At 34.9% G+C, this 15,062-nt stretch carries 11 protein-coding genes; 8 read left to right on the top strand and 3 right to left on the bottom strand.

Annotation, left to right across the window (positions count from 1 at the left end):
• The first annotated feature begins 3 nt into the window (after positions 1–3).
• From GQN54_RS08345 to GQN54_RS08315, 7 genes are read left to right on the top strand one after another with little or no spacing between them, the layout of a single operon-like run.
• Positions 4–1,101, top strand: a complete 1,098-nt coding sequence (locus GQN54_RS08345; protein ID WP_160633071.1) for a glycosyltransferase family 4 protein — start codon at positions 4–6, stop codon at positions 1,099–1,101.
• A 6-nt stretch (positions 1,102–1,107) separates the two neighbouring features.
• Entirely contained in the window at positions 1,108–2,976 is a 1,869-nt protein-coding gene (gene asnB, locus GQN54_RS08340) for an asparagine synthase (glutamine-hydrolyzing) (RefSeq protein ID WP_160633070.1), read from the top strand.
• Entirely contained in the window at positions 2,977–5,103 is a 2,127-nt protein-coding gene (locus tag GQN54_RS08335) for a bi-domain-containing oxidoreductase (RefSeq protein ID WP_160633069.1), read from the top strand. It abuts the gene before it with no gap.
• Positions 5,104–5,107: 4 nt separating this feature from the next.
• The gene (locus tag GQN54_RS08330; RefSeq protein WP_160633068.1) at positions 5,108–6,301 is read left to right on the top strand and encodes a glycoside hydrolase family protein; all 1,194 of its coding nucleotides are present in this window, start codon (positions 5,108–5,110) and stop codon (positions 6,299–6,301) included.
• A complete protein-coding gene (locus GQN54_RS08325; RefSeq protein WP_160633067.1) occupies positions 6,302–7,345 on the top strand; it encodes a DUF354 domain-containing protein in 1,044 nt (347 codons plus the stop codon).
• Positions 7,346–7,389: 44 nt separating this feature from the next.
• Positions 7,390–8,478: a sugar transferase gene (locus GQN54_RS08320; RefSeq protein WP_160633066.1), complete on the top strand. Its 1,089-nt coding sequence runs from the start codon at positions 7,390–7,392 to the stop codon at positions 8,476–8,478.
• 38 nt (positions 8,479–8,516) lie between these two features.
• On the top strand, positions 8,517–10,091 hold the full coding sequence (locus GQN54_RS08315; protein ID WP_207554860.1) for a hypothetical protein: 1,575 nt from the start codon (positions 8,517–8,519) through the stop codon (positions 10,089–10,091).
• Here GQN54_RS08315 and GQN54_RS08310 read toward each other — a convergent pair.
• Positions 10,088–11,347, bottom strand: coding sequence for an O-antigen ligase family protein (locus GQN54_RS08310; RefSeq protein ID WP_160633064.1), 1,260 nt, complete (start codon positions 11,345–11,347; stop codon positions 10,088–10,090). The genes GQN54_RS08315 and GQN54_RS08310 overlap by 4 nt on opposite strands.
• A 228-nt stretch (positions 11,348–11,575) precedes the next feature.
• Between GQN54_RS08310 and GQN54_RS08305 the strand changes: the two genes are divergently transcribed.
• Positions 11,576–12,427, top strand: coding sequence for a GumC domain-containing protein (locus GQN54_RS08305; protein WP_160633063.1), 852 nt, complete (start codon positions 11,576–11,578; stop codon positions 12,425–12,427).
• A gap of 16 nt (positions 12,428–12,443) precedes the next feature.
• On the opposite strand, the gene GQN54_RS08300 is transcribed toward GQN54_RS08305, so the two are convergent.
• Together GQN54_RS08300 and GQN54_RS08295 are read right to left on the bottom strand one after the other, a co-directional pair.
• Complete coding sequence (locus GQN54_RS08300) at positions 12,444–13,265, bottom strand: putative capsular polysaccharide synthesis family protein (RefSeq protein ID WP_160633062.1); 822 nt, start codon at positions 13,263–13,265, stop codon at positions 12,444–12,446.
• Positions 13,262–14,878, bottom strand: coding sequence for a glycosyltransferase family 87 protein (locus GQN54_RS08295; protein WP_160633061.1), 1,617 nt, complete (start codon positions 14,876–14,878; stop codon positions 13,262–13,264). The genes GQN54_RS08300 and GQN54_RS08295 overlap by 4 nt, the downstream gene beginning before the upstream one ends.
• Between the last annotated feature and the right edge of the window lie 184 nt (positions 14,879–15,062).

Genomic DNA, 15,062 nt, shown 5'->3' with positions numbered 1-15,062 from the left:
GAAATGGATAAACAGAAAGTCATCATCGTCGGAAAATTGCCACCACCGTACATTGGGCCTGCCGTGGCGACCAATATTATTTTGAATTCTACATTGAAAGAAGAGTTTGAATTACTGCACTTGAATACTAAAGTCAACGAGTCCATTGATGATTTTGGCAAGGGAGGAATTTGGAAATTATTTAAGAATATTGGCATTTATTTGAAGTTGTTTCGTCTTTTGAGAAGTTCAAAGGCTGATGTTATTTTGATACCGATTAGTCAAACCACCTTAGGCTTTTTAAAGGATTCCATTTTTATATTAATTGCTTCTTTGTTTCCAATTAAAATCCTGTTGCAGCTCAGAGGAAGCAACTTTAAGAATTGGATCAATTCAGCAAATTCTATGACTGAAAAGTATGTGCGGTATTGCATGAACCGAACGCATGGAATGATTGTCCTAGGAAAAAATCTACGTCACCTCTTTGAAGATTATTATTCGCCTAGGCAGATTTATGTGATCCCAAACGGATGCGACATTACCATTCCTGAAAGAAATATAGAATCCACAAAAGTTCAATTGCTTTATTTTGCCAACTTTCTCCCGTCTAAAGGAATAAAAGAAATTATAGAGGCCTTAGTGATTCTAAAAACGAAAGGAGTAAATACTTACGAATTGACCGCTGTTGGAGCTTGGGATAATGAGGTTTATAAAAAGGAATGCATGAGCTTAGTCGATAAAAACCAATTGGAAGTTCATTTTTATCCTCCCATGAGTGGAGATCAAAAATGGCAAACCTTCGCCAACGCAGATGTGTTTTTGTTTACACCAAATGGACCGGAAGGCCATCCTTGGGTAATAGTGGAGGCATTATCAGCAGGATTGCCCATTATTTCTACCAATCAAGGAGCTATTGTAGAATCGGTTATTCACAATAAAAACGGAATCATTCTTTCGGATTCAAGTCCGAATGAAATAGCCAAGGAATTAGAATTATTGATTTTGAATAAAGAACAACGAATAGAAATGGGGAAGGCGAGTAAAGTCCATTATGATCGTAATTTTACGGAAGCAAAAATGGTGGGGAATATTTCAAAAACCATTCAACAAATTCTGAATTAACAGCTCATGTGCGGAATAACCGGCTATATTTCTAATCAACAATGGGATTCTCAGCAAATGTTGGAGGTGCTTCATCATCGAGGACCCGATAGTGTTGGAGAGTTTAAAGAAGAAATCGAAGGGCAGAATTTATTTTTAGGACATAAGCGGTTAAGCATTATTGATTTGAGTGTTGGTGGCCATCAGCCCATGTTGAGCGACGATCAGCAAATTGTGCTCACTTTTAATGGTGAGATTTATAATTTTCAAGAACTAAAAACAACCTTTTTACAAGGACAAAGGTTTCATTCTACTTCAGATACCGAGGTTTTACTTAAGTTGTACGAACAAAAAGGAATTGACTTTTTACAAGAGTTGAATGGGGATTTTGCTATTTCCTTATTGGATAAAAAACGCAACCAATTGTTTGTGATTCGTGATAGAATGGGCGTAAAGCCACTCTATTTTTATCATGAAAATGAGAACTTCCTATATGCCTCGGAGATAAAAAGCATTTTGGCTGCTGGCATAAAAGCAGAGTTGAACGATGCCTGTTTACAACAGTACTTTACATTCAAATACGTACCAGAAAATAACACGCTTTTTAAGAACATCTATCGAGTGCCTGCTGCGCATTATTTGCAGTATGATTTAAAATCAAAAAGCTTATCGGTTAAGAAATATTGGGAGCCGACTGCTCAAAAAGAATACTCAAAACTCAACTATAATGGCGCTCAAGAAAAGCTTTATTCTCTAATTGAAGATGCTTGTCGAATTCGTTTGATTTCAGATGTGCCTGTTGGGACTTTCTTTTCAGGAGGATTGGACTCATCGATTATTGCTCATTTCTTGAAAGGGAATAGTAGCATCAACCATTATTGTGCTAGCAAGAATGAGAAGGATTTAAAGAAAGAAGGAACCACTTCTGACAGCTATTACGCTGAGAAATTAGCGAAAGATTGGAAAATGAATCTAGAGTTAATCACCATTGGGGAAAATCAATTGACCAAAGAATTAATTCAGAAAACGGTTCATTTTAATGACGATATTATTGCGGATGGTTCTCAGATTCCATCTTATTTAATCACACAAAAGGCTGCTGAAAAGAGTACGGTAATCTTATCCGGGATGGGAGCTGATGAGCTATTCTTAGGATATGCTGGTCATCAGTTGCTATTGTTAGACAGTACATTAAATAAATTGCCAATAGGGCTTACAAAGCCATTGTTTAAAGCCTTCTCTAATTTGAATGTAGGAAAAGGAAGCTTTAAAGCATACAAGCGGTACTTACAAAAGCTAGGAAATTATAATCAACAAGGAAACGAACGGTATGGCTTTTACAATATAGTAGGTGATTTTGATAGCTCTCGATTGATTTTTAAGAAAGAATCGCAAACCATTATTCCTTTTATAGCGGAATATTTCCCAGAAGGGGAAAATCCTTTTGAAGGCTTAAAGCGATTTGAACGCAATAATTTTCTGATTAAAAATCTACACTATACAGACCGCATGAGCATGGCCAATTCGGTAGAAAATCGGGTGCCATTTTTAGATCATCGAATAGTTGAATTTGCGTATAGCATTCCGAGAAGTTACAAGCTAAGCAACTTAGGTAAAACAAAGAGAATCTTGAAAGATGCGTTTAAAAACGATTTGCCTGATTTTGTAACGAACCGACGAAAAGCTGGTTTTGGAATGCCGTTAAGAAGTCTCTTGGGCGATCGAAAGCAACTAGAAGGGTTATTAGATCTGGACTTTTTTAATAATTTTGAACAGTTCTCAGTTGAAGGAATTCAACAAGTTATAGAATTACATATAAAAGGTATAAAGGATAATTCCGCTCTCATTTATGCTTTAATTACTTTTCAAGAGTGGTATAAAATGTATATTCGCTAAATGGAGCAACTGACTCAAACATTGAAAGATGGAAATATGCAGCTAATGGAGGTGCCATTTCCTGCCATACTTCCTGGCTGTTTATTGATTCGTAATCATTATTCGATTATTAGTCCTGGTACAGAAGGGAAAACGGTAAAGGATGCTCGTTTAAGCTATATTGGTAAAGCAAAAGCTAGAAAAGAAGAAGTAAAGAAAGTCATTACTTCCGCAAGAACTTTTGGAGTGCTTAAAACCTACAATATGGTGATGAATAAGTTAGAAGCTTATTCTCCATTGGGTTATAGTTGTGCAGGAGAAGTTGTAGCCATGGCAGATGATGTTCGAGGATTTGAAATTGGCGACTTTGTGGCTTGTGGAGGAAATACTGCTGGGCACAGTGAAATCGTTTGTATACCAGTCAATTTATGTGTTAAAGTTAAAAAGGATACTTCTCTAAAAGATGCTGCTTTTGCCACCATGGGAGCTATTGCCTTGCAAGGTGTTCGTCAATCGGAGTTGAAGTTAGGTGAATCTTGTTTAGTGATTGGTTTGGGTGTAATTGGGCAATTAACCAATCAGCTGCTAGAGGCTTCGGGTGTTAAAGTCATTGGAATTGACATTGATGAAAATCAAGTAAATTTTGCCAAAGGGCAGAAAACGAAGTTGATCTACAATCGGAATAATCCGGATTTAGAAAATATTATAGCAGAAGCAACTGGTGGTTATGGCGTAGATGCCGTTATTATAACCGCAAGTACGAGTTCTTTAGATCCGATAGAATTTGCGGGTCAAGTGTGCCGTAAGAAAGGAAAAGTGATCATAGTTGGAGCTGTTCCAACTGGCTTTTCTCGAAAGAATTATTTCAAGAAAGAATTGGATTTAAGAATGTCTTCTTCTTATGGTCCGGGGAGATATGAGAATAATTATGAAGAAAAAGGATTAGACTATCCAATCGGTTTTGTGCGGTGGACAGAGAATCGGAATATGCAGGCGTTTGTCGATTTAGTCGGTGACGGAAAGGTAGATTTAAAGCCGCTGATTTCTCATGAATTTGAGTTTAAGGATGCGCCCAAAGCTTATCAATTAATTCTAGACAAAGAAGAAGTGATAGGTGGAATGGTGTTGAAATACGACACTCAGAAGGAGTTAAAAGCAGCAGTTCGTTTGTATGACAAGGTGGCCAAAAAGAATGCAGTGAATGTTGGACTCATAGGAGCAGGTTCGTTTGCACAAAATTTTTTGCTGCCTGTACTGAAAGATAAAGTACAGTTTGTTGGTGTTGCCACTGCACGACCAACCAATTCAAAATACATAGCAGATAAATATCATTTTTCATTTTGCACCAACGATGCTTCGGAATTGGTTAAAAGTGACCAACTGAATACAGTGATTGTCGCCACTCGTCACAATACGCATGCGCAATATGTCATAGAAGGACTGCAAGCCAATAAGAATGTGTTTGTCGAGAAGCCGATGTGCATGTCGGAGGAAGAATTAGACGCTATTAAACAAGCCAATTTAAAGAGCACTGGAATATTGATGGTGGGCTACAATAGGCGATTCGCTCCTTTTACGAAACAGGCCAAAGCCTTTTTGGGGGCAGAACTTCCAATGTCTATCAATTATAGAATCAATGCTGGGCAATTGCCTGCTGACCATTGGGTGCACGACCCAGAAGTAGGTGGCGGCAGAATAGTAGGTGAGGCTTGCCATTTCATAGATTTAGTACAGTTTTTAACCGGTAGTTTATTGAAGAGTGTTTCGGCCATTTCATTGCAATCCTCTGAAAATTTATATGACAATGTTGTGATTAGCTTAGAAACGATGAATGGAAGCATTGCCTCTATTTCGTATTTCTCGAACGGAAGTAAGCAAGTTTCTAAAGAATATTTAGAAGTGTTTTGTGGTGGCAAGTCGGCCATTATTGATGACTTTAAAAAGTTAACCTTGGCCGATAGCAAGATTCAAAAATTTAAAAGCGATCAGGACAAAGGATATACAGAAGAAATTAATGGATTTACCAATTCTATCCTAAATGGAACGGCTTCGCCAATTTCAGCGGACGAGTTATACTTGTCGTCATTGGCCTCTTTGAAAGTGTTGGAATCTATTCAGAAAGGAGGAGAGAAAATAATCCTCTCATAATCGAATGGCGAAAAATCAAACAAATAGTTCAGTGATTAAAAAAGCACAACAAGAGCTTTTAGCATACATTGAAAAGGAAGAATTTAAAGGCTACGATCCTTATGATACCTTGAATTCATGGGTGCCATTTGGTTGGTTAGGTAAGTGGGGAAAACCGATTGGAATTCAGATTCAGAAGAGAAATCCCATCAATGTTCGTTCACTCATAGGAATTAAAAAAGACTACAATCCAAAAGCTATTGGTTTGTTATTGCATGCTTATAGTTTGATGTATCAAACCGATCCCAACGAAGAAATCAAATCTAAAATTGACTTTTTGTTCAATTGGTTGTTGGAAAACAGAACCAAAGGCTTTAAGCATTATTGTTGGGGATATAATTTTGATTGGGCAAGTTCAGAGAAATTGCTAAAAGCATATTCCCCAACTATTGTCGTAAGTGTATTTATCGCCAAAGGGATGATAGCCTATTATGAAACATTCAACGATCCAAAAGCATTAGAAGTGCTGAAAAGCATCGGGCAATTTATAGAGGAAGACTTAGCACAATCTGAAGATGAATCAGGAATTTGTTTCAGTTATAGTACCATAGAAGTGGATTGTTGCTATAATGCGAGTATGTTGGGTAGCGAATTGTTTGCCTTTTTACATCAAGAAACTAAAATCGAAAAATATAAAGAGTTAGCCATTCGATCTACCGACTTTGTAGTGGACAAGCAGAAAGCAGATGGGAAGTGGAATTACAGCATAAAACTAGAGTCAGGGAAAGAAAGAACTCAGGTTGATTTTCATCAAGGCTATGTAATTGATAGTTTAGGATATGTAATGAGATACATTCCGTCAACCAAAAAGAAATATCAGCATTATTTACAGAAGGGGTTAGACTATTATCAAAAGAATCAATTCTTGGCGAATGGACAATCGATTTATCGGTTTCCATCAAAATGGCCGGTAGAGATTCACAATCAAGCACAGGGAATCATCACTTTTGCAAGATGGTCTGATTTGAATGAAGAGTATATTTCTCAATCAACCAAGATTGCAGCATATACCATCGATCAAATGCGCTCTAATAAAGGATTTTTCTACTATAAAAAGTACCCTTTATTTACCATTAAGATTCCATTTATGCGTTGGAGTCAAGCATGGATGTTGTTGGCACTAACAGAATTGTTGCACCATCAAAAAGTTCAGAACTAAATGAAATATTTATTTTATATCGGTCATCCAGCACATTATCACAACCTGAAGTTTGTCTCTCAAGAGTTATCGGATAAAGGGCATGAAATCATTTGGGTAGTTCGTGAGAAGGATGTATTGTTTAACTTATTGGATGAGGTTAAATTCAAGACTTATTTCATAAAAGAGAAGGCACCAAAAGGAAAGTGGGGAAGGGTTAGAAGAATCTTAAATAGAGAGTTTCGAATGCTCGGGATTATGCTTAAACATCGACCAAACTTAGCGATAGGAACTGATTTAGTCATTACGCATATTGGGAAGTTACTGCGGATTCCTTCCATCATTGTGAATGAAGACGATGCTGAAGCGGTTCCATTATTTGCCAATATGGGAATGAAATATGCCACTAATATTCTAGCTCCAGAATGTTGTTCTGTTGGGCCTTATCGCGATAAAAGTGTCTTTTACAAAGGCTATCAGGAATTGGCTTATTTGCATCCAGATTATTTTACTCCTGATCGATCTAAAGTAGAATCATTGTTTGCAGGAGAGGAACGTTTTTTTCTATTGCGTTTTGCATCGCTTACTGCGCATCATGACGATGGAGTAGAGGGGATTAATGACCAGTTGGCGAAAAAAATCATCGCTATTCTAGAACCGATAGGGAAAATTTGGATTACTTCAGAGCGTGAACTTTCTTCTGATTTTGAAAAATATAGAATTGCAATTCCCGCTACCGAAATTCATCACGCGTTATTTTATGCAGATTTATACATTGGTGACAGCCAAACAATGGCGGCAGAGGCAGCAGTTTTAGGCACTCCTTCGCTTCGTTTTAACGACTTTGTGGGTAAGCTAAGTTATTTGGAAGAATTGGAGCATAAGTATGAATTAACTTACGGAATTCCAACTAATCAGCCCGAACGATTACTTCAAATGGTAGAAGAGTTAGCTTCTAAAAATGAGTTGAAAGCAGTATGGAACAAGCGTAAGGAAAAGATGCTTGAAGAGACCATAGATGTCACCAAACTGTGGGTGAAGTATTTCGAGGGCTATTTTTTATGAGGGTAAAATAATTGTTGTAAATTAGCCTTCCTCAAAATGTTGAAATGCAGATAGTAAGTCGTAGGGTTGTAAATGTTGATCAAGACGTTATTCTTAAAGGAATAAAAAACAAAGATTTAAATTCTTTTGTCAAGAATAGTATTCGGATTGGGAATAGAAATAAGACTACAATTCTTTCAGTTGGAAATCAGTTCACCATAGATAACCTTGCAGACCCAACCGATACAGATGGGAATTATGAGAACATTATTAATCTTAAGAAAGTTAATGAGGTTCAAAGTATCACTGGTCTATATTCGGCGATCAATAGTCGTTTAGAAATGGGAGGAAGGCTCATTACTTGCCTGGAAACCTCTGATTTAAGGAAGGAGCGCTTGTATAGAAAATTTCCTCCTGTTATACGTTCCATTTATTACTTTTTTGATTACTTAGGAAAGCGTGTCGCACCGAAGTTGCCGATATCAAATAAAATCTACTTTTTTTTAACAGCCAATCGAAATAGAGTATTGACTTCTGTAGAAGTGTTAGGGCGATTGGTGTATTGCGGCTTTCGAATTGTGGAGACAAAACGCATTGATAATCTATTGTATGTAGTAGCTGAAAAGGAACTATATACTGTTAATCTTAAGCCTCGTAACTATGGCTTTTTTCTTAAGTTAAACCGGACAGGTTACCAGGGCAAACCGATTACGGTTTATAAGGTAAGAACGATGAATGCCTATTCTGAGTATCTGCAGGATTACATCTATTCTACAAATAAATTGGCTGAAGGGGGTAAATTTAAGGATGATTACCGCGTTAATTTTATGGGTAAGATTCTAAGAAAGTTGTGGTTAGACGAATTGCCAATGATTTATAACTGGCTAAAGGGGGATTTGAAGCTAGTTGGGCCACGTCCACTAAGTGCTCAATATTTAGGGCTATATAGTCCCGAGCTGAAAAATCGACGTAAGAACTTCAAACCTGGACTAATACCTCCATATTATGCAGATTTACCAAAATCCATTGATGAGATTATGGATTCTGAAATGCGCTATTTTGATGCTTATGAAAAATATCCCTTAAAGACGGATATTCGATATTTCTTTAAGTCAATTAGCAACATAGTTATAAAAAAGGCAAGGAGTAAATAGGAATTTTAACTATGTCGATTCGTTCAATTATCTTTTTTTTGTTTCTTACTCTTTTAAGTGGTTCAGCCTACTCTCAGACTGTTTATCAGGATATTTCAAAGACTTCCATCTATGAATTTTTAGATGAGATGGCCAACCTCCAATTGATAGAGCTCAACTCTTTTAGTAAGCCTTATTCAAGAGCGGTGATTGCTCAAAAATTAAATTCTTTAGATAGATCGGAGTTGAATAATCGCCAAATTAATGAGCTCGATTTTTATTTAAAGGAGTATAATAAAGAACTACTTTCCAATAAGGATTTTGACAAACGTTTGGACTTGTTGTATTACAAGGATTCCATTTTCTCTTTTACATTAAACCCTATTGTAGGCGCAGAATATTCTACTAATAGAAATGGAGACTATTTGAGAAGAACTATCGGTGGCGAAATGTTGGGCTATTTAGGGAAGAACGTGGGTTTTTATGCCAGTTTAAGAGATAATGTGGTTGATGAAATACTACAAAATGAACAATATATAAATCCAAATCCTGGGGCTAACTACAAAAGTAACGGGGATTATAGCGATATGCGCGGAGGAGTTACCTACAGTTGGAATTGGGGAAGTGTAGGCTTAATAAAAGATAACTTTACATGGGGAAATAATAATTTCGGAGCCAATATTTTATCGGATAAAGCGCCTTCTTATGCGCGAATGCAATTGAAAGTGCAACCGGTGAAGTGGTTAGATTTTGAATATTTTCACGGCTCTCTTTCATCTGAAGTTCGAGATAGTTCTCGAAGTTATACTGCAGGTGTTAAACAACGCAATGTGGATGTTCGAAAATTTATGGCTGCTAATATTTTCACTATTCGACCAATTAAGAACTTGAATGTGTCAATAGGTAATTCTATCGTTTATAGCGATAATCTGCAAGCCGTATTCTTTATTCCTTTTATGTTTTTCAAGTCAATAGATCACGGAGTTTATAATGGATCTGGGAATTTTGGAGGAGGTAATTCTCAAATATTTTTTGATGTAAGCTCTCGAAATTTGAAAGGCTATCATTTTTATACTTCCTTTTTTATTGATGAAATTTCATTCTCTAGAATGTGGGATAAAGACCAACATTCCAATTTTGTAAGCATGAAATTTGGTGCACAACGAAGTAATTTATTCAATAAGAATATTTCAATTGCAATTGAGTACACACGTACCAATCCGATTACATTCAGGCATTTTGTAAATACAACCACTTACGAGAGTAATAACTATAATATGGGGCATTATTTAAGGGATAATGCGCAAGAATTGGCATTTAGGGTAAATGTTAGACCTATAGCGCGACTTAATTTAATAGCTAATATTAGCTTTGCTCATAAGGGAGAAGAGTACTTCTATGCTGGTACAACTGATCCGGGTAGCTCTGTTTGGGGATTAACCTTTCTAGAAAATGAACGATGGTCCAATAATTCTATTCTGTTTTCAAGTAGTTATGAGTTGTTTAATGATGTTTTTATCTCTCTAGATTATCAATATCAAAAAGTAGAAGGAGTGGATGCTATTATTTACACTTCTCCATTTTACCAAGGCTCTACCAATACATTCTCAGCTAAGATCAATATTGGGTTTTAAATAGTTTCTTTTTCTTGGGACTGGGTTGCTTGCTTGTTGAAAACATCAAATTGCACAAACGCTGGGGTAAATGCAATAACCCATAATACATATTCTGCTATATTGGTAAGGTAACTTCCAGTGAATTGATAGATAAATATATAGACAAAAATAAAAAAACGGTAAAAGTTGTTGTATGTTTTTGTTTTCAGGAAAAAATAAAATTGAAGCCCTAACCTTACTAATACACCTACCACTCCAAATGAAGCAAGAGTTTCACCAATAGACGAAGGAATTCTCAAAGTCGGAATATCTGCAACATTGTAATGGTAATAGTTTCGAATAATATCTTCACCTACAATTTTGATTTGCCCAAGTCCAGCTCCAAATAAAATGCTTTTTTCTTTAGCAATTAGATAGGCCATTTTGAACGCACCTAAAGTCCTTCCCTTAGCCGATGTATCTTCTCCAGTAAAAATATCACTGACTCTTTGGAAAACTACATTTTCAGGATATAGTATTGACAATACAACAAGCCCAAGAATAATTAGAAATATAGAAGTACTAAAGAAGTAGAAGAATAGCCTTTTCTTAAGTATATGTTTATTGTAGAATAAAATTAAAACTATGAAAGCGATAATGATTCCGCCAATCACTCCAAAAGAGAATGAAAATACAAGCGGAAGACCTGTAAATACTAGCAGAGGAAAAGTCTTTTTTTGCTGATCCCTAAAAAGGACAACTTTGAGCATATAGAATAGAAAAATAGGCGCGAGTAAAGTAGAGTAGTAGGAAGGTTCATAGGTTAAAAAACTTAATCTAGAAAAGTCATCAATGTTTCTTGTTAATGGTTTTATATGCCAGAAAACTTCTTTCCAAGGAGTAAAAAAAAGCAGCAGGGCAGCAATAAAGAAAATAAAATTAATGATGGTAATTTTATAATATTGGTACGTTAAGTCTCGCTTTTTCTTCAAATAGTCATAGAATGCGGCAATGAAAACCAAGTTTAAGATCAATAAAGCTGTAGAAATCGCTAATGACTTAAGATCTGGAACAATGAAAAAATGAATTCCTGAGTATGGAATAAGTGCAATTGCAATGAATTCTATGAATTTTATTTGACCTCTATACGAAAATGAAAGAAATAGAATAGGAGCTAATAGGGTTGTGTAAAGTAATCCGTGCGGCAAAAAAACACTATTGAAAAAGAAATAAAGTATTGCGATAAGCAGTACTTTATTAATTTTAAAAGACTGGAGAATAGTGTCGTTTGCCATGTTTGATAGTGAATGTAAGACTTCCTTATAGTTGAATTTAGTTTTGGTACAAATTACTCAATACAGTACGAATGTAAAACTAATCATTGTTCACTTAAAGGGATTAGAGGTCTTTTTAATTGATAAGAAGATTCGATTTTCATTTAAATTGTAGAACTGAAAATGTTTTAAAGCTTCTTTTTGTTAAACTTTACTACTTTAGTTGTTGATAGAAAATAGAAAAATTGGATGAGCAATAATAATGAAGAAATTGATTTAGGGCCGTTAGTCAATTCATTTGTAAAAGGAACAAGAAAGTTTTTTGCCAAAATAAGTGTGTTTATTCAATATGGTTTTAGAATAAAATGGAAACTTCTAGCATTTGGATTGGCCTTTTCACTTGTTGGATTAGCACTTACTTTTATTATTCCAAAGGAATATAAGTCAACCTTTACTGCCATGTCAGGAGGGATTTCTAACGAGTTTCATCGAGAGAAGATAAATGATTTGGATTTTTTAATCGAGGAAGATAACTTCAGCTTATTAAGCGAAAAATTAGTGTTGCCAATTGACGTGATAGAAAAGATAAATGAAATCCGTTATATTGAAATTAAAGAGTATCCCATAGATTCAATAAATCTGAATTTCTTTTTTAAGGTAGAGGTCAAGGTGTCCGACAATAGTTTGTTTGAAATTCTTCAACCTCAAATTGTGAGCTATTTGTCAGACGTAGATTTTTACCAACGACAAATGGGCGTTAGAAGAGACCGTTATAATCAATTAATTAAAAAGTTAGATACTGATATTCAAGAATTGGATAGCTTGAGATTGGTTGTTGCAAATAATCAGCTACCCAAGGGGCAAGCCGGCGGCTTTGTATTTGGTGAGCCTCTGAATCCAATTGACATGTATCAGGAAGGATATAAATTGTTCAATGAGCAACTTCAATTAAAAGCAAGCCTTGAAAATTTAGTGATGATTCAGGTTGCTAAAGATTTTACGGTTTTTCGCAAACCGAGCTTTCCTAAGAAGTCCATTTTTATGAGCATTAGTTTTGCTTTAGGTGTCCTGATAGGGATGATTAAGTATTCAAAAAGCTAATGTTAGACTTTCTTCACTAGATTTCTAACCACCTTTTATAACTCGCCTCAATTTCTTCATTTGTGAAAAAGTGTTGACTGTAGGAAGATTGAAGTAAAGTATCTAAATAGGATTGACTGAATTTTATAGTTGATTTGAACTCGTTGTAAAGTTTTGCCTTGTACTTGCTTGCTGTTACATTTACATCGGTTATATAAAAAGGTTGTTGATTGATAAACTGGCCAATCTGTTCTCCTTTTACAGAATTGTCTAAAGCACTACTCAACACTAAAATCATATAATTGTCTTTCACTAGTGTTTGAAAACCAATCTCTGGATTAAAATCGTAGTCATATATATTGATGCCTAAATCTCTCTCAAAAACTTGATTAAACCACTCAACTGCATAGTTGTGAGGCATTTTTTCATGATAAATTTGAATTAATTGTTCAATTTCCCCTTTATAGTTTTCGATAGATGTGCCGACATACAACTCAAATGCATCAAAAAAGGCCGAAATGTTTCTATCTATTGGGTTTCTGTATAAGGTAATGAACTTCACAACCTTTTTTGGTTTTAAAATTTTGCGCTGTATGAAATGTATAGGGGTTCTGCTGTCAGGAATTAAGCCATTTGTTAAGCAGATCTCTTGATTATGAAGCTCTTCTTCTAAGTTTAATGTGTGGATATGAAAACAAGAATAGTTGGTTTGTTTTCGGATTGAAAAATAAACACTCATTGACCCTACTTTTGCCATGGTATAAACCAATATGGGGTGTTTTTTAGAGAGTATGAAGTTAACTTTTAAGAAAAACAACTTAAGCACATCTACTGTATGGTATCTGATGAAGGCTTTCATTTTTTTTGGGGAATTGCTATTTGTCTAAGGGTGTATGCTCCGCGTCTAGAGTGGTGGTCAGTGAGGTAGTAAATAAGATTATCATTAACCAATATTGGTTTTTTCTTGATTGAATAACTATCTGTTAATTTTTGGTTTCCGTACATAATTTGTCCTTCTTCGATTTTGCAGGCAGAAGTGTCAAATTTTTCAATTGGTATATTGGAATGTACAATTTCATTTCCATTCTTTCCAATGGCTTCATAAACTAAATGATTATCCTTAGCGTAAAAATTATGGATTAAAAAGTATTCCTTTTTTGATAATACATAATCAGACTCTTCAATGTTTTGTTTTTTAGTTAAAAGGAGAATGAGAAATGGTATAAAAATGAGTAAGAAAACTTTTAATAACATATGATCTAAACGGACCTTAAATTGGATTAAAAGCATTAAGCCAAATGCTATACTCAGCCACATTCTAGTAAATTTAAAAAATAGTGGAAGTTCTGACATCCAATGAAATGGAGAGTTGCAAATTAAAAGTAACAGTAAAAATGCAGTTATTTTTGAAATTTTAGAAAATTGACCTCGAAAAATTTCGAAGGCTGGAATCAACCAAAGAATTTGAGCGTAGGTCGCCGTTCTAGATTGAATTAAAAACAAGACAACAATCCAAATTGATAAAAGACGAAACTGTTGCTTTCTGTACTGAAAGCTAGTAGTAATAGCTATTGAAATAAAAAAAGCACTGAACAACCAAGATAATAGACGATATAAAGTTGGACTATCGAACAGAGCTTCAGGATTGTAATAGGAATCATGAACAAATAAGGTTTTTAAAAAAACTGTGAACGATTGTGAATTGGATTGGAAGTTGACTGTACTCTCGTTGTTTATCGCATTAGGCATGACTTCGAATAGATAGCTGCTCCAAAATGATGATCCACTTATTGGAATTGAGATGGATAATAAAATCAAAGTGCATATGAAAATGGTTATTATCGACTTCCATTTTTTACTTATTAGTAGTGGAATGCAATAAATGAGGGGAAATACCTTAATGAGAATAGATAAGCTTAAAAATAACTCTCCTGCTATTTTTTTATTGGAATCGATGTAGTAATAACCTAATAGTATAAGAGATATTAGGAGAATGTATACTTGGCCAAACTCAATGTTGTTTCTAATCGGAATAAAGAAAAGAAAAGGAATGGTGAGCAGTAGAAAGCGATTGTTATTACTCAAGTATTTTTTACTGAATAATTGAAGACTCATTGTGAAAAACAAAACACTGATTAGATTGAAAAGGAGTTTGGAATAATAAGCATTCTTAATCCACGCAAATGGATAAAATAGGGTGGAGGTAAAAGGAGAGTTTAAATAAAAGTCGGCAATAACGCTTTCATAACCTTTGCTCCATGCGTATTGGTTAAATTCAAAAATGTCAAATAGTACAGTTTCTGGAGAGATGTTTTCTACTGCCAATAATGCTGGAAAATAATTGTTGGCAAAGTCATGTAACGGTTGGTTTAAGGACAGTAAGGAAAAATAGAACCCCATGACGATAGTAGGGATTAAATATCCAATAGAGTATTCTGTTAGAAGACTTTTTATCCTACTTAGGTATTTCATTGGCTGTTTCGGATGAATTCCGACTATTAACTAGGCGTAAATTGTAAAACAAAAATAGAACTTCTATTCGGTTAATCTTTGTTACTTGAATTACATTTAGTTAAGGGCTTTATTTTAAATAGGATTAAATCCCTAATTTTGAAGCTATAGAAAAATAGCTAGAAATAAAACTAACCGATTAAAC

The organism is Acidiluteibacter ferrifornacis (assembly GCF_009909615.1).
In the GTDB taxonomy this organism is placed as follows: domain Bacteria; phylum Bacteroidota; class Bacteroidia; order Flavobacteriales_E; family Vicingaceae; genus Acidiluteibacter; species Acidiluteibacter ferrifornacis.
Note: the sequence above shows the minus strand (reverse complement) of the source record. Positions and strands in the feature narration are given on the sequence as shown.